Annotated in this window: 21 protein-coding genes and 2 tRNA genes; 13 read left to right on the forward strand and 10 right to left on the reverse strand. The window is 55.5% G+C overall.

What is annotated here, in order from left to right:
• Positions 1 to 9: 9 nt before the first annotated feature.
• The 10 genes from ACR0KN_RS10815 (at position 10) to ACR0KN_RS10860 (ending at position 8,835) form a co-directional block, all read left to right on the forward strand.
• Positions 10 to 1,155 carry a TRAP transporter substrate-binding protein gene (locus ACR0KN_RS10815; RefSeq protein WP_480653430.1) on the forward strand — a complete coding sequence of 382 codons (1,146 nt, stop codon included), beginning with the start codon at positions 10 to 12 and terminating at the stop codon, positions 1,153 to 1,155.
• A 111-nt stretch (positions 1,156 to 1,266) separates the two neighbouring features.
• On the forward strand, positions 1,267 to 1,779 hold the full coding sequence (locus tag ACR0KN_RS10820) for a TRAP transporter small permease (RefSeq protein ID WP_480455691.1): 513 nt from the start codon (positions 1,267 to 1,269) through the stop codon (positions 1,777 to 1,779).
• Between the two features lie 11 nt (positions 1,780 to 1,790).
• Positions 1,791 to 3,119: a TRAP transporter large permease gene (locus tag ACR0KN_RS10825; RefSeq protein ID WP_170472449.1), complete on the forward strand. Its 1,329-nt coding sequence runs from the start codon at positions 1,791 to 1,793 to the stop codon at positions 3,117 to 3,119.
• 12 nt (positions 3,120 to 3,131) lie between these two features.
• Complete coding sequence (gene hisD / locus ACR0KN_RS10830; protein ID WP_170472447.1) at positions 3,132 to 4,439, forward strand: histidinol dehydrogenase; 1,308 nt, start codon at positions 3,132 to 3,134, stop codon at positions 4,437 to 4,439.
• Positions 4,432 to 5,193 (forward strand): SDR family NAD(P)-dependent oxidoreductase, encoded by a 762-nt coding sequence (locus ACR0KN_RS10835; protein WP_480653433.1) that lies wholly within the window; start codon positions 4,432 to 4,434, stop codon positions 5,191 to 5,193. The genes hisD and ACR0KN_RS10835 overlap by 8 nt, the downstream gene beginning before the upstream one ends.
• A complete protein-coding gene (locus ACR0KN_RS10840; protein ID WP_480653435.1) occupies positions 5,190 to 6,170 on the forward strand; it encodes an alcohol dehydrogenase catalytic domain-containing protein in 981 nt (326 codons plus the stop codon). Before ACR0KN_RS10835 ends, ACR0KN_RS10840 begins: the two co-directional genes overlap by 4 nt.
• A 30-nt stretch (positions 6,171 to 6,200) precedes the next feature.
• On the forward strand, positions 6,201 to 6,611 hold the full coding sequence (locus ACR0KN_RS10845; RefSeq protein WP_010441976.1) for a universal stress protein: 411 nt from the start codon (positions 6,201 to 6,203) through the stop codon (positions 6,609 to 6,611).
• A gap of 60 nt (positions 6,612 to 6,671) precedes the next feature.
• Complete coding sequence (comD, locus tag ACR0KN_RS10850) at positions 6,672 to 7,178, forward strand: sulfopyruvate decarboxylase subunit alpha (protein WP_170472438.1); 507 nt, start codon at positions 6,672 to 6,674, stop codon at positions 7,176 to 7,178.
• Positions 7,175 to 7,729, forward strand: coding sequence for a sulfopyruvate decarboxylase subunit beta (comE, locus tag ACR0KN_RS10855; protein ID WP_010441978.1), 555 nt, complete (start codon positions 7,175 to 7,177; stop codon positions 7,727 to 7,729). The genes comD and comE overlap by 4 nt, the downstream gene beginning before the upstream one ends.
• Entirely contained in the window at positions 7,729 to 8,835 is a 1,107-nt protein-coding gene (locus tag ACR0KN_RS10860; protein WP_480653438.1) for an alpha-hydroxy acid oxidase, read from the forward strand. Before comE ends, ACR0KN_RS10860 begins: the two co-directional genes overlap by 1 nt.
• 59 nt (positions 8,836 to 8,894) lie before the next feature.
• Here ACR0KN_RS10860 and ACR0KN_RS10865 read toward each other — a convergent pair.
• The 6 genes from ACR0KN_RS10865 to ACR0KN_RS10890 all read right to left on the reverse strand — a co-directional run bounded on the left by ACR0KN_RS10865 (position 8,895) and on the right by ACR0KN_RS10890 (position 13,755).
• Positions 8,895 to 8,969 (reverse strand) — tRNA-Glu (locus ACR0KN_RS10865).
• A gap of 21 nt (positions 8,970 to 8,990) precedes the next feature.
• Positions 8,991 to 9,065 (reverse strand) — tRNA-Glu (locus tag ACR0KN_RS10870).
• Positions 9,066 to 9,174: 109 nt separating this feature from the next.
• Positions 9,175 to 10,917 (reverse strand): single-stranded-DNA-specific exonuclease RecJ, encoded by a 1,743-nt coding sequence (gene recJ, locus ACR0KN_RS10875; RefSeq protein ID WP_480653440.1) that lies wholly within the window; start codon positions 10,915 to 10,917, stop codon positions 9,175 to 9,177.
• 97 nt (positions 10,918 to 11,014) lie between these two features.
• Entirely contained in the window at positions 11,015 to 11,992 is a 978-nt protein-coding gene (glpX, locus tag ACR0KN_RS10880) for a class II fructose-bisphosphatase (protein ID WP_170773027.1), read from the reverse strand.
• 69 nt (positions 11,993 to 12,061) lie between these two features.
• A complete protein-coding gene (locus tag ACR0KN_RS10885; RefSeq protein WP_170540819.1) occupies positions 12,062 to 13,348 on the reverse strand; it encodes a homoserine dehydrogenase in 1,287 nt (428 codons plus the stop codon).
• Between the two features lie 128 nt (positions 13,349 to 13,476).
• Positions 13,477 to 13,755 carry a hypothetical protein gene (locus tag ACR0KN_RS10890; RefSeq protein WP_480653442.1) on the reverse strand — a complete coding sequence of 93 codons (279 nt, stop codon included), beginning with the start codon at positions 13,753 to 13,755 and terminating at the stop codon, positions 13,477 to 13,479.
• Positions 13,756 to 13,825: 70 nt separating this feature from the next.
• On the opposite strand from ACR0KN_RS10890, the gene ACR0KN_RS10895 reads away from it, so the two are divergent.
• Entirely contained in the window at positions 13,826 to 14,413 is a 588-nt protein-coding gene (locus ACR0KN_RS10895; protein ID WP_170540813.1) for a TetR/AcrR family transcriptional regulator, read from the forward strand.
• A 7-nt stretch (positions 14,414 to 14,420) separates the two neighbouring features.
• Here the strand turns inward: ACR0KN_RS10895 and ACR0KN_RS10900 are convergent, their stop codons facing one another.
• Complete coding sequence (locus ACR0KN_RS10900) at positions 14,421 to 15,332, reverse strand: pirin family protein (RefSeq protein WP_260022692.1); 912 nt, start codon at positions 15,330 to 15,332, stop codon at positions 14,421 to 14,423.
• A 160-nt stretch (positions 15,333 to 15,492) separates the two neighbouring features.
• Here ACR0KN_RS10900 and ACR0KN_RS10905 point away from each other — a divergent pair, with 160 nt between their 5' ends.
• The gene (locus tag ACR0KN_RS10905) at positions 15,493 to 15,963 is read left to right on the forward strand and encodes a hypothetical protein (protein WP_480653444.1); all 471 of its coding nucleotides are present in this window, start codon (positions 15,493 to 15,495) and stop codon (positions 15,961 to 15,963) included.
• Here ACR0KN_RS10905 and ACR0KN_RS10910 read toward each other — a convergent pair whose 3' ends face one another.
• The 3 genes from ACR0KN_RS10910 to ACR0KN_RS10920 all read right to left on the reverse strand — a co-directional run bounded on the left by ACR0KN_RS10910 (position 15,964) and on the right by ACR0KN_RS10920 (position 18,885).
• Positions 15,964 to 16,479: a hypothetical protein gene (locus tag ACR0KN_RS10910; RefSeq protein ID WP_480606587.1), complete on the reverse strand. Its 516-nt coding sequence runs from the start codon at positions 16,477 to 16,479 to the stop codon at positions 15,964 to 15,966.
• A gap of 64 nt (positions 16,480 to 16,543) precedes the next feature.
• On the reverse strand, positions 16,544 to 17,167 hold the full coding sequence (locus ACR0KN_RS10915; protein WP_480653446.1) for a TadE/TadG family type IV pilus assembly protein: 624 nt from the start codon (positions 17,165 to 17,167) through the stop codon (positions 16,544 to 16,546).
• Positions 17,164 to 18,885 carry a Tad domain-containing protein gene (locus ACR0KN_RS10920; protein WP_480653448.1) on the reverse strand — a complete coding sequence of 574 codons (1,722 nt, stop codon included), beginning with the start codon at positions 18,883 to 18,885 and terminating at the stop codon, positions 17,164 to 17,166. Before ACR0KN_RS10920 ends, ACR0KN_RS10915 begins: the two co-directional genes overlap by 4 nt.
• Positions 18,886 to 19,309: 424 nt before the next feature.
• Between ACR0KN_RS10920 and ACR0KN_RS10925 the strand changes: the two genes are divergently transcribed.
• Positions 19,310 to 20,740, forward strand: coding sequence for a Glu/Leu/Phe/Val family dehydrogenase (locus ACR0KN_RS10925; RefSeq protein WP_010441990.1), 1,431 nt, complete (start codon positions 19,310 to 19,312; stop codon positions 20,738 to 20,740).
• Positions 20,741 to 21,069: the final 329 nt, after the last annotated feature.

The raw sequence follows: 21,069 nt of genomic DNA on the forward strand, positions 1-21,069 counted from the left end.
AGGAAGACAATGACGAATGGCAAGGATGGCCTCAAATCTGCTGAGCGCCGGAATTTTCTGAAACTGGCCTCAACCGGCTCGTTCACAGCGGCGCTTGTGGCTGGTGCGGGTGGCGTATTGTGGTCATCAGAGGCGGCGGCGCAGACCGCCAAAGAAGAAAAAGAACGCGAAAAAGCGGCTGATCACGTAATGACTGTTGCCACAGCTTATGTTTTGGGCGCTTCGCGCAGCTATCCGATTATGCAATTGGATCTGAAAGAGAACATCCAGAACGCCACCAACGGCAAGGTATATGTCAAGCTTGCCCCAGGTGGCCAATTGGGTGCAGGCGGCGCACTGGTCCAGAAAGTTCAGGGTGGAACAATTCAGGCGGCCCAGCATTCGCTGTCAAACTTTGCGCCCTTTGCGTCAACCGTTGACCTGATCAACATGCCGTATCTCTGCGGCTCGAACCAGCGGTTCACAAACCTGGTACATTCGGACACTTGGACCAATGAAGTTCACCCCAAGGTCGAAGCTGCTGGGTTCAAGGCCTTGTTCTACGTTGTCATCGATCCGCGTGTTGTCGCTGTGCGGCAGGGCGGGAACGCGATCATGACACCGTCTGATATGCGCGGTGTAAAATTCCGCGTGCCGGGATCAAAAATGTTGCAGCAATATTATCGGATGGTCGGTGCGAATCCGACACCGGTTGCCTGGGGTGAGACGCCATCGGCGATCAAACAGGGTGTTGCGGATGCGCTCGACCCATCGGTTGGAGCACTGTATGTCTTTGGATTCAAAGATATCCTCAGCAATGTCACCTTCACGCAGGCGGTGCCTGACAGTCAGGTCTATTCCTGTAACCTTGAGTGGTTCAATTCCATGCCAGCCGACGTGCAGGAAGGGATCATGTGGGGTTCTGAAATGACCAGTCATCAGAATCTGTCCAAGGTTCCCTCGGCAAGGGCCTTTGCAATGGCCGAACTCAACAAGGCGGGCGTGCAATTCCATTCGCTGTCTGACGATCAATTGGCCGAGTGGCAAGATGCCGGTGGCTACCAGCGTTCGGAATGGGATCCTTTCAAGACCGAACTGGCAGGCTCGATGGAGAATTTCGAGAAACTGGTCGAAGCGGCTGGTACGCAGGGTAAATACTACGTCCACGACGCGTAATTTAGTTGGGCGAGGGGCAAAAGCCTTTCGCCCACTTTTTCCCATTCAACCAGATGGCAGCGGTCCCTTTGGGCCGGCAAAATTGAGCGCTGCCAGGGATCGGGGCTGGAAATGACCTTATTGCAAAAGATCAACCGCGACGCCGAACGCTGGTTGCTACTGGTGTTCTACGTGATGCTTGTCGTCACCATGGCGATCGAGGTGCTGCGGCGCGAGGTATTTGCCTTTTCCTCGATCTGGGGCGAGGAAATCGTTCGCTACTCTTTCATCTATCTCGCCTGGATCGGCGCGGCGGCAGCGGTCAAGGAACGTGCTCATATCCGTATCGACGTGCTCATGCACTACATGGGGCAGCGTCCAAAGGCGGTTCTGTATATATTCGGCGATCTGGTGATGCTGGGTGTGGCAGTCATCGCACTCTACTGGTCCTATGAAGCCGTCCATGTCTCCGCCAAATTTGGTTCGGTCACGGATGGGCTGCGCGTGTCCAAGGTTTGGTTTCTAATGGCAGTCCCCACCGGGTTTGCGCTGATGATTTGGCGTCTCATTCAATCCTTGATGCGCGACTTCAAATCTCTTCGAGACGGCACACCCGTCTTCGAAGGCGACAAACTGTTCGACTGAGGAGAACTCGAATGCTTTGGAATTCCCTCAATCAAACGGTCGAGCTCGGCTGGGATTTTTATTTGCCCGTCATTCTGTTCGTTGGCCTGATCGCATTGGCCGTACCGGTATGGGCGGCGATTGGCACCGCTGCGATTGTCATGTTGGTCATGTCAGGGGATCTGCCGCTGAGCGCGGTTGGTGAAAGCCTGTTCACCGGAATAGACGCCTTTGCCTTAACAGCTGTCCCCCTTTTCATCCTGACCGGGGATGTTCTTGTAAGGACTGGGCTTAGTAAGAAATTCCTTGATGTCGCCGAAGCGCTGACCTGTTGGACGCGCGGAGGTTTCGGGTCAGCCACGGTGCTGGTTTGCGGGATGTTTGCCGCGATTTCGGGCTCTGATGCGGCGGGCGCTGCTGCGGTGGGGCGGATGACCATCGCTCGCCTCGTCGAAAGCGGTTACCCGCGACCTTATGCCTGTGCGCTGGTGGCTGCGGGCGCCTGTACCGGCATCCTGATTCCGCCTTCGATCGCCTACATCATCATCGGCCTCGTGTTGGGAATTTCAGCCTCGACCCTATTTCTTGCGGCGTTGATCCCCGGCCTAGCGATTTTGGTTTCGATCCTGATTACCAATATTATTATGAACCGGATCTATACCTATGAAACCGGGGGCAATATGGGACTGAGCGAATGGCTCGGTAACCTTGGTCATTCGCTAAAATCCGGTTGGTACGCCTTCATTGTACCTGGGATCATCTTCTACGGAATTTTCTCTGGCCGCCTGACCCCGACAGAAGCCGGTGCGACCGCGGTTGTCGTCACCATCGTGATGGGCTTCATTTTGGGAACTCTGAAGCTATCTGACTTTCCGGCGATGTTGGTCAGTTCCGCCAAAGTGAACGGGGTAATCCTGCCAATCATCGCGTTCTCGGCCCCGTTGGCCGAAGCGCTGGCAATCATGGGAGTTCCTCAGGGGTTCGTGACGGCGGTGACTGGTTTGACTGATGATCCGATGCTGTTGATCCTGCTGATGATCTGTATTCTGATCGCCGCAGGCTGCGTCATGGAAACAACGCCCAATATTGTGATCCTGGCACCAATCCTGAAGCCACTGGCCGACAATATCGGAATGAATGAGATTCAGTTCTGCATCATGATGATCACCGCGCTGGGTGTGGGATTCATAACACCTCCGTTGGGATTGAACCTCTTTGTTGTCTCGGGCATCACGGGCGAGTCCATACTCAAGATTGCTGCGCGCGCTGTGCCGTTTGTGCTGACAATGTTGATTGTGGTGCTGTTGATTGCATATTTCCCACCGATCTCGACCACGCTGCTTCCCGATATCTATAAATAGGACTACCCGGTAATGACTCGCGAATATCTGAAAAAGGCCGATCTGACACCAAAATCAGACGCGTCTGAGACCCACAAAATCGTGCAGGACATCCTGAACGATATCGAGAGTGGGGGTGACGCCAAAGCACTGGAATATGCCGCAAAGTTCGACAATTACGAGGGCAATGTACTTTTGACCCCGGAAGAGATTGAGGCGGCTTGCGCGCTCGTGCCGGAAAAGCTCAAGGCTGATATCCGCTTTTCGCACAACAATGTGCGCCGGTTCGCCGAGCTGCAGAAAAGCACGGTGCATGATGTGCAGATCGAAATATCACCGGGTTTTACTACGGGTCAAAAGGCGATCCCGGTGGATGCTGCCGGCTGCTATGTGCCGGGCGGCCGTTATAGTCATATCGCCAGCGCCATCATGACCGTGACAACGGCCAAGGTGGCGGGTTGTAAGCACATTACGGCCTGCTCACCACCGCACCCGGGGGTAGGAGTTGCGCCTGCTATCATCTATGCGGCCCACATTTGCGGTGCAGATAAAATTATGGCGATGGGGGGCGTTCAGGGGGTTGCGGCAATGACCTTTGGCCTGTTTGGGCTGCCAAAGGCAAATATTCTTGTTGGCCCTGGCAACCAGTTTGTTGCCGAAGCCAAACGGATACTGTTTGGTCGCGTCGGTATCGATATGATCGCCGGACCGACCGACAGCCTGATCCTCGCCGATTCCACGGCGGACGCACAAATTGTGGCCACCGACTTGGTGAGTCAGGCCGAACACGGTTACAATTCTCCGGTCTGGCTGGTGACCGACAACCGTTCATTGGCGGAAGAGGTCATGCGATTGGTGCCAGCCTATATCAACGACTTGCCAGAGGTGAATCGTGAGAATGCAGCCGCAGCCTGGCGCGACTATGCCGAGGTCATTCTGTGTGCGGATCGCGAGGAAATGGCAGCCTGTTCCGACGAATATGCGCCCGAGCATTTGACGGTTCAGGCTGATGATCTGGACTGGTGGCTGGATCGGCTGACTTGCTACGGTTCGTTGTTTCTGGGTGAGGAAACTACGGTTTCCTACGGTGACAAAGCGGCGGGCACCAACCACGTGCTTCCGACTTCACGAGCGGCAAGCTACACTGGCGGCTTGTCGGTTCATAAATACATGAAGATCGTGACTTGGCAGCGATCCACACGGGACGGCTCAAAGCCGGTCGCTGAAGCCACCGCCCGAATTGCGCGACTTGAGGGCATGGAGGGCCATGCGCGTGCCGCTGACGTTAGATTGGCGAAGTATTTCCCGGATGAAACCTTTGACCTGACCGCGAATGGCTGACCCACGCGCATTGTTTGACCTAACCGGACGAACCGTTTGCGTCACCGGTGCCAGTTCAGGGCTGGGAAGACAGGCGGCCACTACGCTTGCGGCGGCGGGGGCGCGGGTTGTGGCCGTGGCACGCAGGGCAGAAGCTTTGCAGAGCCTCTGTGCGGAAATTGGTGCGGATGCTGCCTATGTGCAGTCGGATGTGGCAAACCAAAGTCAGACAGAGGCGTTGGTCGCAGAGATTTCGCGACCCTTCGGCGCCCCGGATATTCTGGTACATGCCGCCGGGATAAACACCCGGCAGCCAGCAGATGAGGTCACGGTTGCCGAATGGGATAGAACTCTCGCGCTGAACCTATCTGCTCCGTTTTTTCTGAGTCAGGCAATGGTGCCAGCAATGAGGCAGCAAGGTTGGGGACGAATTGTTAACTTCGCCTCGCTGCAATCTTTCCGCGCTTTCCCTGGTGGCATCGCCTATGGGGCAAGCAAGGGTGGGGTCGGTCAGCTGACCCGCGCGATGGCAGAGGCTTGGTCTGGCTTCGGGATCACCGCAAACGCGATTGGGCCGGGGTTCTTTCCAACCGAGCTCACACAAGCTGTGTTCAGCGACGAGCATCGTGCAGCGGGCAATGCGGCGCAAACCTGCATTGGCCGCAATGGTCGGCTTGAAGACATCGACGGGCCGCTGCTGTTTCTGTGTTCTGAGGCATCTGCCTATGTCACGGGTCAAATCCTGATGGTTGACGGGGGGTTTACGGCGAAATGAAAGCCCTGGTTTACGAAGGTAATGAAACGCTCGCTTTCCACGATGTGCCCATGCCGGTCGCTCAGGCAGGAGAGCATTTGATCCGCATCCAAGCCTCTGGCATCTGCGGATCCGACATGCATGCCTATCTGGGGCATGACGCACGCCGCCCTGCGCCCCTTATCCTGGGACATGAAGCGGCCGGTGTTGTTACCGGTGGGCCCCGCGATGGCCAGCGTGTGACCATAAATCCTCTGGTCAACTGTGGTTCTTGCTCTGCTTGCGCGTCAGGTCGGGAAAACCTCTGTCCCAACCGCCAGATCATCTCGATGCCCCCGCGCGAAGGCGCGTTTGCTCAATATGTGGCCATCCCGGATCGCAATTTGGTTACGGTGCCGGATGACGTGCCCTTGGAAAAGGCCGCGTTGACGGAACCTTTGGCGGTCAGTTGGCATGCTGTGCGTCTTGCGCTGCAAGCGTTAAGCCCGGGAATGGACCGTCGCGCCCTGGTCATTGGTGGAGGGGCCATCGGACTTGCGGCGGCTCTTGCCTTGCGCGCAATGGGTTTGACTGACGTGATCGTTCAGGAACCCAACCCCGAGCGTCGGGCTTATCTGTCCGAGCGTTGCGGCCAGCAGACCGTCGATGTGTTTCAAGGCACTGTGCCACTGGTTGTAGATGCGGTCGGAATTGCAGCAACACGCGCAACGGCCTCTGCAGTTGCATTGCCTGGGGGGGTGATTGCACATGTTGGGCTAGGCGAGGATGCCGGAGGTCTGGATATCCGCCGCATGACGCTGCAGGAAATCACGTTCATCGGCACCTATACCTACACTGCACAGGATTTCCGAGATACCGCACGCGCGATCTTCGATGGTTGCCTCGGCCCGCTGGATTGGCCCGAGTTGCGCCCTTTATCTGACGGTGCTACCGCCTTTCAGGACCTGCGTTCTGGTTCGGTGGCTGCGCCCAAGATAATCCTCGATCCCTGGGCATAAGACACCTGCCCAAGAATAAGGAGAGCACACATGTACGACAGAGTTCTAGTCCCCATGGCGTTGGATCACGGCGTTTCCGGCACAACCCTCACCGCCGCCAAAACCTTATGCAATCCGGGCGGACAGATCACCGCGCTGCATGTCTATGAGGCGCCACACAGTTCTGTCAGCGCGTATCTCGATGAAGAGGCCGTGCGCAGCGCGTGGGATAAAGCCCAACAGAGGTTGGCAGAGAAAACGGCCGGCCATGGTGATGTGACAACCGAAATGGTCAAGGGACGTTCCTATCGCGCCATTCTTGAATTTGCTGAAAAACATGATGTGGATTGTATCGTTGTTGGCTCGCACAAACCGGGCCTCAGCGACTTTTTCCTTGGCAGCACCGCTGCGCGTGTGATCCGACACGCACCTTGTGCGGTTCATGTCTGTCGCACATCCTAGCTCTCAAAACTGACACGCCAAATCGCGCAATGCGCCCCAAACAGGACAGATACTCCGGATATGGACATAGACAAAAAGATAACAGACGACCTGGTTGCGAACGATATCTCGTTTGTGACCACCGTTCCATGCAAGCAACTTGCAGGCGTAATCGAACATATCGATGCGCGAGATGGGATTTTCCATATCCCGTCGAACAAAGAAGACGAGGGCATGGGCCTGTGTGCCGGAGCATGGATGGGTGGAAAACGCCCGGCGATCATCATGCAAAACACGGCCATCGGTGTAACCATCAACACGCTGGCGACTTTGATTCAGTATTATCGGATGCCACTGCCTATGCTGATTTCATATCGCGGAGAGCTGCGTGAACCGATTGCCTGTCAAGTCGAAATGGCCGTCCATACCAAGGCCCTTTTGGCTCAGCTCAACATACCGACTTATCATTTCCACCATCAGTCAGATGTCGAAGAACTGGACGCGATCCTGAAATATACGTTCATGTGCAATAAGCCGGTCGCGATCTTGACAGATGCCAATTTCTGGGGAGGCTATGGCGACCAATGATCCGTTCTGAAATTCTCAAGGAAATCGCTCCGATCCTGCGTGATCAACTGGTTGTCTGCAACATCGGCATTCCCAGTCAGGAACTGCACGCCATCGACGACCAACCGTCAAATTTTTATATGCTGGGAACCATGGGATTGGCCTCTTCAATCGGGTTGGGATTGGCGTTGTCGCAGCCCAAACCAGTGATCGTGATTGATGGAGATGGCTCGATCCTGACCAATCTGGGTACTTTGCCAACCATCGCGAATAATGTGGCGGACAACTACATCCTGTTGATTGTGGACAACGGTTCCTACGGGTCGACGGGGGACCAGCCGACTTATGCGGGTCAAAAAACCTCGCTTACGAAGATGGCCGAAGCCGCGGGATGTGAACGTGTGATTGAGTGCGCGGCCGAAGAAACAGGTCGTGTCCTGCAAGAGGCCCTGGATGCGAAGCAGATGACCATCATTGTCAGCAAGTGCGAAAGCGGCAATGCCAAGATGCCACCGATTACAATGGACCCGGTGGTCATTCGTGACCGCTTCATGAAGGCCGTTCAGGCCTGATGGCCGCCAGCACCATTCATTCGGCCGAGGACGCGCGACGCCTGGCGCGTCGCAGGCTGCCTTGGATGGTGTTTGACTATATCGACGGCGCTGCCGGACAGGAATCCGGGGCGGCACGAAACCGTGCTGCCTTGGATGCCATTACTCTGCGTCCGCGTATCTTGAAGGATGTAAGCCAGCGATCGCTGTCGGCGCAGATTTTAGGCCAACAATCAGACCGGCCTTTTGGGATTGCCCCGATGGGGATGTGCAACCTTTCAGCTCCTGGCGCTGATCTGATGCTGGCGCGTTTGGCAGCGCACAACCGTGTGCCTCATGTCGTATCCACAGTCGCATCAACGTCAATGGAAGAGATCATTGCCGAAGCCGAAGGCAATGCCTGGTTTCAGCTTTATTTCAGTGGAGATGGCTCAGGCACGTTCAAACTGGTCGAGCGGGCGAAATTCGCAGGTTATGACGTTCTGGTTCTGACCGTAGATGTGCCCGAGGTTGGTCGGCGTCCACGCGAATTGCGCCATGGGTTCAAGATGCCGTTTCGTATCGGACCGCGCCAGTTCCTCGACTTTGCTCTGCACCCTCGGTGGTCGTTGACCACCTTGTTCAAGGGCCGCCCTGTGATGGCGAATTTCGATGCGGAAGGTTACGATTTTGACCGAACTGAAAGCCGCGCGCGTGCCGATTGGGATACGCTGAGCCGGTTACGCGATGCCTGGCCGGGAAAACTGGTGATAAAAGGCGTATTGGATGTCGAGGATGCCCGAACACTTGTGTCGGCAGGGGTGGATGCAATTCAGGTCTCCAGCCATGGCGCAAGGCAGCTGGACTCTGCACCTGCACCCATCGAAAAGCTGCCAGAAATCCGTGATGCGCTTGGGCCGGACTTCCCGATTTTTTATGATAGCGGCATCAGATCCGGCGAAGATATCCTCAAGGCTCTGACAGTCGGAGCGGATTTTGTCTTTGTGGGACGAATACTGCAATATGCCATCGCCGCTGCCGGAGAGCCGGGTCTGGAACAACTTTGGGATGTTCTCAGCGACGAATTGAGCATTGCTATGGCGCAGACTGGGCTGACGACATTGGACGATGTCGGTCTGCGCGAATAGCGATAGTGCGCGTGGGTTGTCCGGATCCGGCTTCCTAAAGCATTGAAAGTGTATGGAAATGGTAGCCCGTAGGGGAATCGAACCCCTCTTTCCAGGTTGAAAACCTGGCGTCCTAACCGATAGACGAACGGGCCATTTAGACCAAACAAACGAAATGGTAGCCCGTAGGGGAATCGAACCCCTCTTTCCAGGTTGAAAACCTGGCGTCCTAACCGATAGACGAACGGGCCACGTTGGCTTGTGGAGGGCCTTTTACGGTTTACCTTCCCCCCCCGCAAGACGAAAAACGCAAGGCTACGAAACTTTTTTGACTGGTTGCAGGGCGTGTTGAAAAAGGTGTCAGACGGCTTCTGCCGCATCCTCCAGTCGCAGTTGCACGCTCTGCCGACCGCCCCAGGAATTGACCTCAAGCCGACCTGCGAAATGAAAGCGGGCACCGCCATGATTTGACAGGCGATCCCCCAGCGGACCATCGAACGCACCAAAGGCGATGGCATCCAGTCCGCCGGACATGCCATCCGATAGTGACAGTTTCAGATGTGTTTCGCCCACACGCTTGGCAAATCGCACCTGCAGATCGGGCAGAGCATAGCGTGGGGCAGGGGCACCGGCTCCGAACGGGCCTGCCTTTTCGATCTGCTCGATCAGGTCGACTGTTGCGGCGCCAGGCATCAGTGCCCCGTCCAGTTTCAGATCGGCAGGGCCTGCTTGCCCCGCACCCTGCTTGGCCAGCAGTTCCGACAGGCGCGTCATGGCGGGCTCTAACTGATCCCGCTTCACCGTCAGACCTGCCGCCATCTTGTGTCCACCACCTTTGACCAACAACCCCTCGGCTGCCAGACGCTGGATCGACGCGCCCAGGTCAACGCCCGAGACGGAACGGCCCGACCCTTTGCCCTCATCTCCATCAAACCCGATCACGATCGCGGGCCGGTTTGCGGCCTCTTTCAGCCGCGATGCAACGATGCCTACGACACCGGGATGCCATCCCTCACCAGCAGCCCACACCAACGGCGCATCAAGCCCGCGTTCTTCCGCCTGTGCCAGTGCTGCAGCGCGCACTGCGTTCTCGATCTCACGCCGCTCCGAGTTCAGGGCATTCAGTCGCTCGGATAGGGCTTTGGCCTCGGTCACCGAGTCGGTGCTCAGCAATCGCGCGCCCAAATCGGCCTGACCGATGCGCCCACCTGCATTCACACGCGGCCCTAGCAAAAACCCTAGGTGATAGCTGTTGGGCGCAGTATCCATGCGGGCCACGTCCGACAACGCCACCAGCCCTGGCCGTTGCCGCTGGGCCATTACCTTCAGCCCTTGCCGCACCAAGGCCCGGTTGGCCTCAATCAGCGGCGCGACATCGGCCACCGTAGCCAGCGCCACAAGATCCAGCATGGCCATCAGATCCGGCCCTTTGACGCCAGCCTCGCGGAGTTGGCGGCCCGCCTCGACCAGCATCAGAAACACCACCGCAGCCGCGCAGAAATAGCCCAGATCACCGCTTTCATCCTGCCGGTTCGGGTTCACCACTGCGACGCAATCAGGCAGCGTTTCTCCACCCAAATGATGATCCAGAACAATTACATCAGCACCCTTTGCCGCCGCGATAGGTTCATGGCTAAGTGTTCCGCAATCCACGCAAATGATCAGATCATGGCTAACTGCCAATTCCTGCATCGCCGGTACATTTGGTCCATAGCCCTCATCAATCCGGTCGGGCACATAGAGCGTTGCGGCTATTCCCATCTGGCGCAGCCACACCAGCAGTAGCGCAGCCGAACTGCCCCCATCCACATCATAATCGGCAAACACTGCGATTTTTTGACGATTGCGCACCGCTTCAAGAAACCGCGAAGCGGCAAGCTCCATGTCCTTCATCGAACGCGGATCAGGCAGCAGTTCTTTCAGCTTTGGCTCCAGAAAGCCCGAGGCCTCCATCACCGGAAGACCGCGTCGCGCCAGCACCTGACAAACGGCGCGCGGCAAATCGGTCTGCTGCGCCATCATTTCAGCCGAACGCTCGACCTCTATCCCCGGTCCAACCCAACGCCGACCGGTCAACGATTGCTCTACGCCCAGAAACGCCACATCTCACCTCATGCGCCAAGGCCGGGCCCCTTCGGACCCGGCCTTTTCATCTTTTTACAAATACTCTCGCCGAAGGCAGCGGCGCAAGCCGACATCTTTAGGTATGCGACCACATCGGAGTGCGATAGGACATGCGCCGGACCGAGCCGGTCTTGGACCGCATCAGCAACGTGGTTGTCTCGACCCAGCCCGGTTCCCGCTTGATACGCGGCAGTAGAGAGCCTCCGGTCACGCCAGTGGCAGCGAAGATGACATCTGCGGTCACCATCTCGTCGCGCGCATAAACGCGGTCCAGATCGGTGATGCCTGCCTTGGCGGCGCGGCCGCGTTCGTCATCGTTGCGGAACAGCAAGCGGCCAAAGATCTGACCACCCATGCATTTCAGCGCAGCAGCAGCCAGAACACCTTCGGGTGCGCCGCCTTGGCCCATATACATGTCGATCCCGGTCACTTCGCTTTCGGCGCAGTGCATGACGCCAGCGACGTCACCATCGGTGATCAGGCGGATAGAGGCACCGGTGGCGCGCACTTCCGCGATCATTGCCTCGTGACGCGGACGCTCCAGAATGCAGACCGTAATGTCCTCAGGCCCACACCCCTTGGCATTGGCCAACGCTTCGACACGTTCGCGCGGGCTCATGTCCAGATTGACAACGCCTTCAGGATAGCCGGGACCAACGGCCAGTTTGTCCATATACACATCAGGCGCGTGCAGCATCGAGCCGCGCGGTCCCATGGCGATCACCGTCAAGGCGTTTGGCATATCCTTGGCGGTCAGGGTCGTGCCTTCCAGCGGGTCCAGCGCAATATCCACGCCAGGGCCGTTGCCCGTGCCGACCTCTTCACCGATATACAGCATAGGTGCTTCGTCGCGTTCGCCCTCACCAATGACAACAACGCCAGCGATGTCCAGCAGGTTCAATTGCTCACGCATCGCGTTTACCGCGGCCTGATCGGCGGCTTTTTCGTCTCCACGTCCGACCAACGAGGCGGATGCAAGCGCGGCCTGTTCCGCCACCCGCGCAAGGCCCAAAGACAGAAGGCGGTCATTAAAATCGATCTTGGCAGCACTCATATTTTCGTATCCTCAGGTCAATAAAGCCGTAACAACCGGCATAGCTTGCGTTTCATGCAGGTCGCAAGCTCAAACCTCTTCAATGCGCAAGGCGACAGGCTCACCCGCGATAACATCCGTGTCGCGCAAGCCTTCAAGCGCGACGTCAAGAGTTGCGCGTGTAGTCTTATGGGTGACGATCAACACGGGCGCGGTGCTTTCGGCATGCCCATACTGACGCATCCGATCAATCGAGACGCCTGCATCGCCCAAAATAGAGGCAACCTTGGCCAGCGCGCCTGGTTTATCCTGCAGGCCCAACCGCAAATAGTAGGGCGCAGGCAGGCCAGTAACTGCAGGTTTTGCCTCTTCCAACGAGGTGGCAGGGCGACCAAATGTCGGGATGTGCAATCCGCGTGCAAGATCGCAGACATCGCCCATCACAGCGCTTGCGGTGGGCCCTTCGCCCGCACCCGGGCCACGCAGAACAATCTGCTCAACCGCATCGCCATCCAGCACGACCATGTTGGTTCCACCTTCCAGCTGACCCAACGGAGAGTCACTCGGCACCAGACAGGGTTGCATACGCTGCTCTAGTCCCCGGGCAGTGCGCTGAGCCACGCCCAACAGCTTGATCCGGTATCCCATGTCGTGAGCCTGATGGATGTCATCCAGGCTGATCTGTTGAATGCCTTCAATCTCAATCCCGTCGAAATTCGGCTTGGTGCCGAAGGCAATCGATGACAGCAGCGCCAATTTATGCGCCGCATCGATGCCACCAACGTCCAGATTGGGATCGGCTTCTAGATACCCAAGCTGCGCGCATTCCTCGAAAAGAGCGTTGTAGCCCAACTCCTGCGATTGCATCCGGGTCAGGATGTAGTTGCAGGTGCCGTTCATCACACCCATGACGCGTGTGATCTCATTACCGGCCAGCCCTTCGGTCAGAGACTTGATCACCGGGATACCACCCGCGACGGCTGCCTCGAACCGAATGACGCGGCCTGCAGCTTCGGCCTTTTCCGCCAAGTCCTGTCCATGGATGGCCAGCAGCGCCTTGTTTGCAGTGACGACATCTTTTCCACTAGCCAATGCCGCCTCGACAGAGGCTTTTGCGGGACCGTTCTCACCGCCCATCAGTTCAACAAAAACATCGACGTCGTCACGTTTTGCCAAGGAAACCGGATCGGTCTCCCACGCGTAGTCGGATAGGTTTACGCCACGATCCTTATTGGCATCGCGAGCCGAAACAGCGGTGATCTGAACGGGGCGCCCGGTGCGCGCCTGCAAAAGATCGGCATGCCGGCGTACGATTTTGACCACTCCCACTCCGACAGTTCCCAGACCGGCAATTCCAAGCCTCAGCGCCTGTGTCATTCCCTTGGGTCCTTTCTGCTCGCAATGCCGCCCGCGATGGCGAAGTGTCCTTTGCGGGCTGCCTTAGCGGGTTCAGGGCAAGGGTGCAATCCGTCTAATCTTTCGGAGGCTTAGGCGCAGCCAAAATCCTAGTTAATCTCGGCATTTTGCAACGCCTCGGCTTTTTTCGCCAAGGCTTCGCCGCGCGTCGACAAATCCTCTTCAACCTCTTCCGCTTCGCTGACGGGATCGGTGGGGGCACCGAGGACCGGATCCAATGCAATGAGTTTGGGATAGGGGGCCTTGCGCAATGCGGCGGTTTCGCTGCCTTCCAACTCGGGGATATTCGCGCAACTCGCAGTGGCGAGCACAAGAAATATCGACGGCAAAAGCTTCATCGCAGACCTTTGGGTTGCAGAGTTTTTCATGTGATGCACCTTTTACCGCGCTGGTTCAAGCGGGGTTCTATCTGAACAACCGTTCATATAGGATAAGGTCATGGCACGTACACAAGGCTCTCATTCAGACATCACCGGCCCTCGCATTCGCGAGGCAGCGTTGGGGTTGTTTGCCCGTCACGGCTATGCCGCTGTATCGATGCGACAGATCGCGGGAGAGGTGGGGGTGCAGGCCGGAGCCCTGTATAATTATACCCCTGATAAACAAAGCCTGTTGTTCCGTCTTATGCGCGATCATATGCAGGATTTGTTGGCTGCATATGAAGAGCTTGAGCAGTTTGACGACCCACACGATGCGCTGCGCCAGTTTGTCGGGTTCCACATCCGTTTTCACCTTCAGCGCCCGGATGAAGTATTTATCGCCTATATGGAACTGCGCAATCTGACGCCCGAAAATTTCACCGAAATTGAAGCGCTGCGCCGCCGCTACGAAGACTCGCTGGAGAGTATCTTGCGCATAGGACAGCAATCGGACCAATTCTCGGTTACCGATACCAAAATCGCCACTTTGGCGGTGATCGCCATGCTCAACGGCGTGATCACCTGGTACCGCAGCGGCGGGCGATTGTCGTTGGATGAGGTTGAACAGGTCTATTGGGATATGGTGCGCAAGGCCGTCACCGCCTGACCGGCCCTCAATGGGCCGGGCGGATGAATGTGCCGTTGCGCAATTCACGAAAGGCCTGCTGCAATTCGGCCTGCGTGTTCATGACGATCGGTCCGTGCCATGCGACAGGTTCATTAATCGGAGCCCCAGAGATCAGAAGAAATCGCACACCATCGGGCCCTGCCTGAACGGTGATTTCATCCCCTGTTCCAAACCGAACCAATGTCCGGTCTCCAGACATGTCGCGGATATTGACCTCTTGCCCGGCGATTTCCTTTTCCAAAAGCACTCCGGAAGGGCGAGAGGCATCCGCGAAGGCAGCGCTCCCTTCAAAGATATAGGCGAAGGCACGACGATAGGTATCTATTGGAAAGGTCTTTTTCACGCCCGCCGGTATACTGATATCCAGATATTGCGGATCTGCAGCGATCCCGTCGACAGGACCCGTACGGCCCCAGAATGTGCCGACTATTACCCGGACCGCCGTACCATCGTCTTCGATAATCTCGGGAATATCGGTACTTTGGACGTCCTGATAGCGCGGGGCAGTCATCTTTTGATCCGATGGAAGATTGCCCCATAGTTGAAAACCATGCATCTGGCCGCTGTCCGAGCCTTTGGGCATTTCCTGATGCAGAATACCGGACCCGGCCGTCATCCATTGAACGTCTCCAGCACCTAAAGTGCCGCTATTACCCAGCGAGTCACTGTGTTCTACTGAACCAGACAGGACATAGGTGATCGTTTCGATGCCGCGATGTGGATGCCATGGAAAACCGGCCACAAAATCTTGCGGATTGTCGTTCCGAAAGTCATCAAACAACAGATAAGGGTCCAGTTCCGAGGGGTCTTGAAACCCGAATGCGCGATGAAGTTTGACACCCGCGCCTTCCATTGTTGGAACCGAAGTGCGCGTCTCAAGGATCGGTCTGAGGGACATTCTAGCCTCCTGATTGCTTAGCCGCAATTTATGGCCAGTCCCGGCGTAATCAATTTGCGCAGGAACACGCAGTCTGTGCAATCACGCTCAGACCAGCGACATGGGTGTTGTTCTTTGCATATCAAACCAGCTAGAGCAGACGAGTAACGGGGAGAGTGACATGCAAGACGAAGTTCTGGCCTCTATTCAGGCCTCATCCGGGCGCCGATGGACCGGAGTAGGGATGTTGGCCACTGTCGGAGCGTTGGTGATTTATGTCGCGATAGCATCGCCTCCGGATCTTGGTTGGCAGATATTCCTGTTTGTTGTGGGAATTGGGGCTTTCTGGCTGTCGCATCACATGTGGCATTCGACTCAGGGCAGGATCGAACTGACCTCTACCGATTTACGCACCAGCTCGGGGCAGGTGATTTGCAAAGTGGAAGAGGTTGAGACCGTCGACCGGGGTGTATTTGCGTTCAAGCCATCGAATGGATTTATTGTCAAAACCCGCACGGCAGGATCGTTTGACTGGTTTCCAGGCCTTTGGTGGCGTGTCGGGCGCCGCATTGGTATCGGCGGAATGACGGCCGCCGCCGAAACCAAATTCATGTCCGAGATACTGACCGGACTGCTTGCCGAAAGGTCGTAGCTAGACGACGCAGGACGGATCAGTATTGACGATATTATCGAATACGCGCGGATGAGTGAACACAAGGTTGTTCATGTCAAATTCGGCAAATTCAAATGCGATATAGAATGGCGGCCGATATGTGTTCCGGGTTTCGACCACGATCATCGATCCATTGTCAGGCATCGCGGGTAGTCGAGGCTTTATGTCGTCAATGTCTGCGTTTGACCATTTCGGCAGGCCTGTGCCACGAACGCAGGACCACAGTACATTATGGATGTCGTTCTCGGCATCAAATGTAAGATAGGTCATCCGTAATGTTACCGGCGCGCGCGTTTCGACCATGGTCTCCAAAAGGTCATACATCGTGTTTACGTAGGCTTCGGTCACATTGCCATCTTCACGCGAAACCACATCGGCAACCGCGTAGGCACCCTTGATATTACGCGCACTTTGCCGATAGGCGTCATAGTAGGTGTATGAAGCAAGCATAGACCAGTATAGCAACGGCAATATCAGCATGGCTTCAACAGACATGATGCCGTCTTCCCGACGCCGGAAGCGACGGACAGCTCTTGCAAATACGCCTCTGAATGAGAAATCAGCCGCCGGCATCTGCTACGTCCTCCGGTTCAGAAGTGCCACCTCCAGTGGGAGTACTTGATGAGCCTCCAAATGGTTCATGAACAAACACAGAAGAGGCGTGTATTTCCCACTGCCCGTCATTATCTTGCCTTACCAGATCGTTCATCATGGAGAGGCCGAATACAGGCGAGACTTCGAGGCAGGCTCGAATAATCATCATTTCGTTCGAGGTTCCCAATTCAAAGGCAACATCTTCGGGTTTTCTGATCGTCGCCGGTGTATCAACGCAATAAGGCGTAGGATCCAGCTGGTTGCCGACGCGGGGGTCGATGGATTTCATCTCGAGCGCGAGATTTTCAGAACAGTCGGAAATGATTGCGTTCTCACACACCATCTTCTTCAGAAGGGCATGATCCCACGTGTCTTCGCCAGGTGGCAGGCGATTCAGTCGAACCTCCCTGATCGTCATGTCCAACGACCGCTCAAGGTCGGCGTGGCGAAATGAGATCAATCCCAGGTCCATGCCAGAATATGCGACATATAAGAAGAGAGGGAACCAGAACATAAACTCAATGCTCGAGGATGCGCCATCCTCTTTACGCCAGAACCTTTGCGCCCGTTCTCGAAACGACATGATCATTGGGTCAGCCTCAGGTTTTGAATCGAAGTGCTGATTGAATCGAAGACGCGCTCGATCTGGGTGCCAGTTGCTTCGTAGTAGCGGGCAGGTTTGATCGCGCAGTCTTTCAGCATCTGCTTGACGCCGTAGGGGGCTTCGAAAGCGATCGAGAAAATTATGACTTTTTCTTTCTCAGCTTCTACGCAAAGATCGACAACCCGTGGATTTTTGGTTGAAGGGCCGATTTCGGTGGTCGACGCAGCCGCGAATTCATTGCCACGGGTCCAACCGTAGGCATGGCGGAACATATTCCGGATCGCGTTTTTCTCCGTATGTGCCCAGACATCAGGCCATTCTAGTTCTGCTGGCGACGAACCGCTTTCGTTGAAGTCGCGATCATTCGATCTGTCGATATCGTAACAGGTGCCATTGTAGTAATCCCGGCAACGATATCGTTTGTAGGTACCATTTCCGTGCGCATGATCCTGGAACTTGTCACGTGTCCAGTACCCGCCGGTACTATTATCCCAAATGGTGGTATTTACATTTGGCCAAGCCCAATGCCCATTTTGATCATCATAGATGGAATAAGTCTGTGCACTTTCGTTCCAATAAATATTGGAGCCACCTTCGTTATAGGGTGAGTTTACCTTGTGCTGATAGGTGTTTTCCCCATCCGTCATCAGCACGAGAACCTTAAGGGTGTCCGTCGTGGTGTTCGGTGCGGGCCGAATGGCGAACGAGTCTGGGATTTCGGAGCTGTCTGCAATCTGGGCAATCAATGGCTGAATACTGTCATCAAGCAAGGTCAAGCCCCACTTCAATCCAAGATCAATCGAAGTCCAGCCGCTTGCGACCAGATTATCAATCTGGTCCTTCAAAATATCCGGGTCGTTCTGAATAACGGTCATTTCCCGTTGGTCAGTCGCGGATTCAAGACGGCAGATGTTACTGGATACCAAAGTATCACTGAATCTTCTGTCGTTCGTGCCACTGTCCTTGAAGTGTAAGGTCTGAGGAATGTAATCCCCTTTCCTAATGATATTCCCGCCATCATCGACGATATCGTAATAGTTGAAATTGGTTGTCGTGAAGTCCGAGGCCTGAAAGTCGATGCAATTTGCAACTTCGTTGGCACCGATCGTATTCAAGGAATCCATCAGATAGTCAGGCACCGAGACCTGTTCGGAATAGGGTACGATCGAAATTGACAATCTACCTTCTTCTGACTTCAGAACCATTTCATCAATAAAGTCGTTTGCGGCCTTCTGTAGGTTGGTCAGCTTTGTTCCGCGCATTGAGCCTGACACATCCAAAACCAACGAGATTTCAACGTTACCAATCGATTCTTCGGCAACGCTGGTCGCGGTTGAATCGATATGATCGACACCACTCCACTTCATAAAGTGGGTCTCGACGCTCATGTCAGCACTGGCTACCACCTTGCGCTTGCCTTCAAGCTCGGCGATTTGTTCAACAGAGCCATCCGCATTTGTCTTACATGTCTCGGGTTCGACTTCGATATTACTGATAATATCAGGGTTGAAGCCTTCCTTGGTAATGTAATCGTTGACGACAACACGGGGACAAAGCTCCTGATCCAGGTCCGCTGCTGCCAAAACGGCGCGATCAAGGGCATATTGCAGTCGCACCCTTTCCCGATCGTAACGCATGATATCGACGGCAAATCCGGCAACGGTGAAGACAATCATTACCAAGAAGAGCGCAAGGATCGTCATCGTGCCTTCTGTTTCAGATGCAAATTGCCGCAAACGTCGGACGCACCTGTTTTCTCGGCACAAAAAGTTAAACAATTCTTTTAAATCATAATTGCGCATAGTGAATTCCTCTGTCGACAGGGCGCACCAATGCCAGCGGTTTGCAGCGCTAATTAATTATACAGGGATCGTGGCGAGAATTAGGCGTGATCGTCACTATGCTGCTCGTTTTTAACGGTTTTCAGCTTTATTCGTGGCGTTTTTGCTGTCTTTGTTTCCCGCCTCGGGACAATTGCGCGTAGGTGATCGATGGTCGACTCACTTCGAACACGTCGATTGGCCTTTCGCAAATTGCTTAAAATAAGTGCAGTTACTGATTGCGGTAAATTACAAGCAGTGCGACAAAACGTCATGACGTTTGTCATTTGCCAGTACGGAGGATTGTATGACCGGCATAATAGAACCCAGCTTTCGTGAGAGTGTTGATCTGATGTTCAACAGAGCTGCGTCTCTGATGGACCTGCCGCCCGGACTGGAAGAAAAGATCAGGGTATGTAACGCCACCTACACGGTCAGGTTCGGAGTTCGGCTGAGAGGGCAGATTCACACATTCACCGGATACCGCTCGGTTCATTCAGAACATATGGAGCCGGTCAAAGGTGGTATTCGCTATGCCCTCGCGGTGAACCAAGACGAGGTCGAGGCGCTCGCGGCTCTGATGACCTACAAATGCGCTCTGGTCGAAGCGCCATTTGGGGGGTCGAAAGGCGGGTTGTGTATCGATCCGCGCCAATATGAAGAACACGAGCTAGAGCAGATCACCCGCCGTTTCGCCTATGAATTGGCTAAACGCGATCTGATCAACCCGTCTCAGAACGTCCCCGCGCCCGACATGGGAACAGGCGAACGCGAAATGGCGTGGATGGCCGACCAGTATGCCCGAATGAACACGACAGATATCAACGCGCGCGCCTGTGTGACGGGTAAACCGCTGAACGCTGGGGGTATCGCAGGTAGGGTCGAAGCGACTGGGCGTGGCATTCAATATGCGTTGCGCGAATTCTTCCGGAATCCGGAAGATGTCAAAAAGGCTGGTATGACAGGCAAATTGGACGGCAAGCGCGTTGTTGTGCAGGGCTTGGGCAATGTGGGCTACCACGCGGCAAAATTCCTCAGTGAAGAAGACGGATCGCGCGTGATTGGCATCATCGAATGGGATGGTGCATTATACAATCCCGATGGCATTGATGTTGAAGCGGTGCGTCAGTGGATCGTTAAGCATGGCGGCGTGAAAGACTATCCGGATGCGACGCATTCAGCCGAGGGCGGTGCAGTGCTTGAATCCGAATGCGATATCCTGATCCCGGCCGCACTAGAAGGGGTGATTAACCTGTCTAATGCAGAACGGATCAAAGCGCCGCTGATTATCGAGGCTGCAAACGGTCCGGTCACGGCGGGCGCGGATGAAATCCTGCGCAATAAAGGTACAGTCATTATCCCCGATATGTATGCAAATGCGGGCGGTGTTACAGTATCCTATTTTGAGTGGGTCAAGAACCTCAGCCATATCCGCTTTGGCCGCATGCAGCGCCGCCAGGAAGAAGCGCGCCATGAACTGATCGTCAGCGAGCTTGAACGGCTGGATCGATACCTGGGTGATGCCTGGTCGATGTCGCCGAACTTCAAGGCCAAATACCTCAAGGGTGCTGACGAGTTGGAGCTGGTGCGCTCAGGCCTCGATGACACAATGCGCATCGCCTATCAGGCTATGAGCGAGGTTTGGCATGACCGCGCTGATGTCGATGACCTGCGCACCGCAGCTTATATTGTGGCGATTGATCGGGTCTCAAAAAGTTATCGGGCAAAAGGACTCTGAGCACTCAGGCAATCGAATTTCTGAAAGCGGCCGCCCCATGGGTGGCCGCTTTTTACGATTTGACCTAATTCGGTTTCGCAGAAGGATCGATCGATATGCCGTCAGTCGTTGCGGATTTGGACCGGGACAGCGTTTATGTCGATGTTAAATTTACCTCGGGTACTACGCTTCTGCAGAAGAAACTCTGATACGCCGCCATATGACCGCACGCGAGTGTTGAAACATCTGCTAAAAGTCTGTGCCTAATGCTGCGCTGGCAGGGTATGCAGCTGTTGTTAGCCGCCTGACGCTTCGACTGTGGTAGAAATTGAAATCGGCGATGGAAGGTG

This window comes from Ruegeria sp. AP7, from assembly GCF_056539905.1.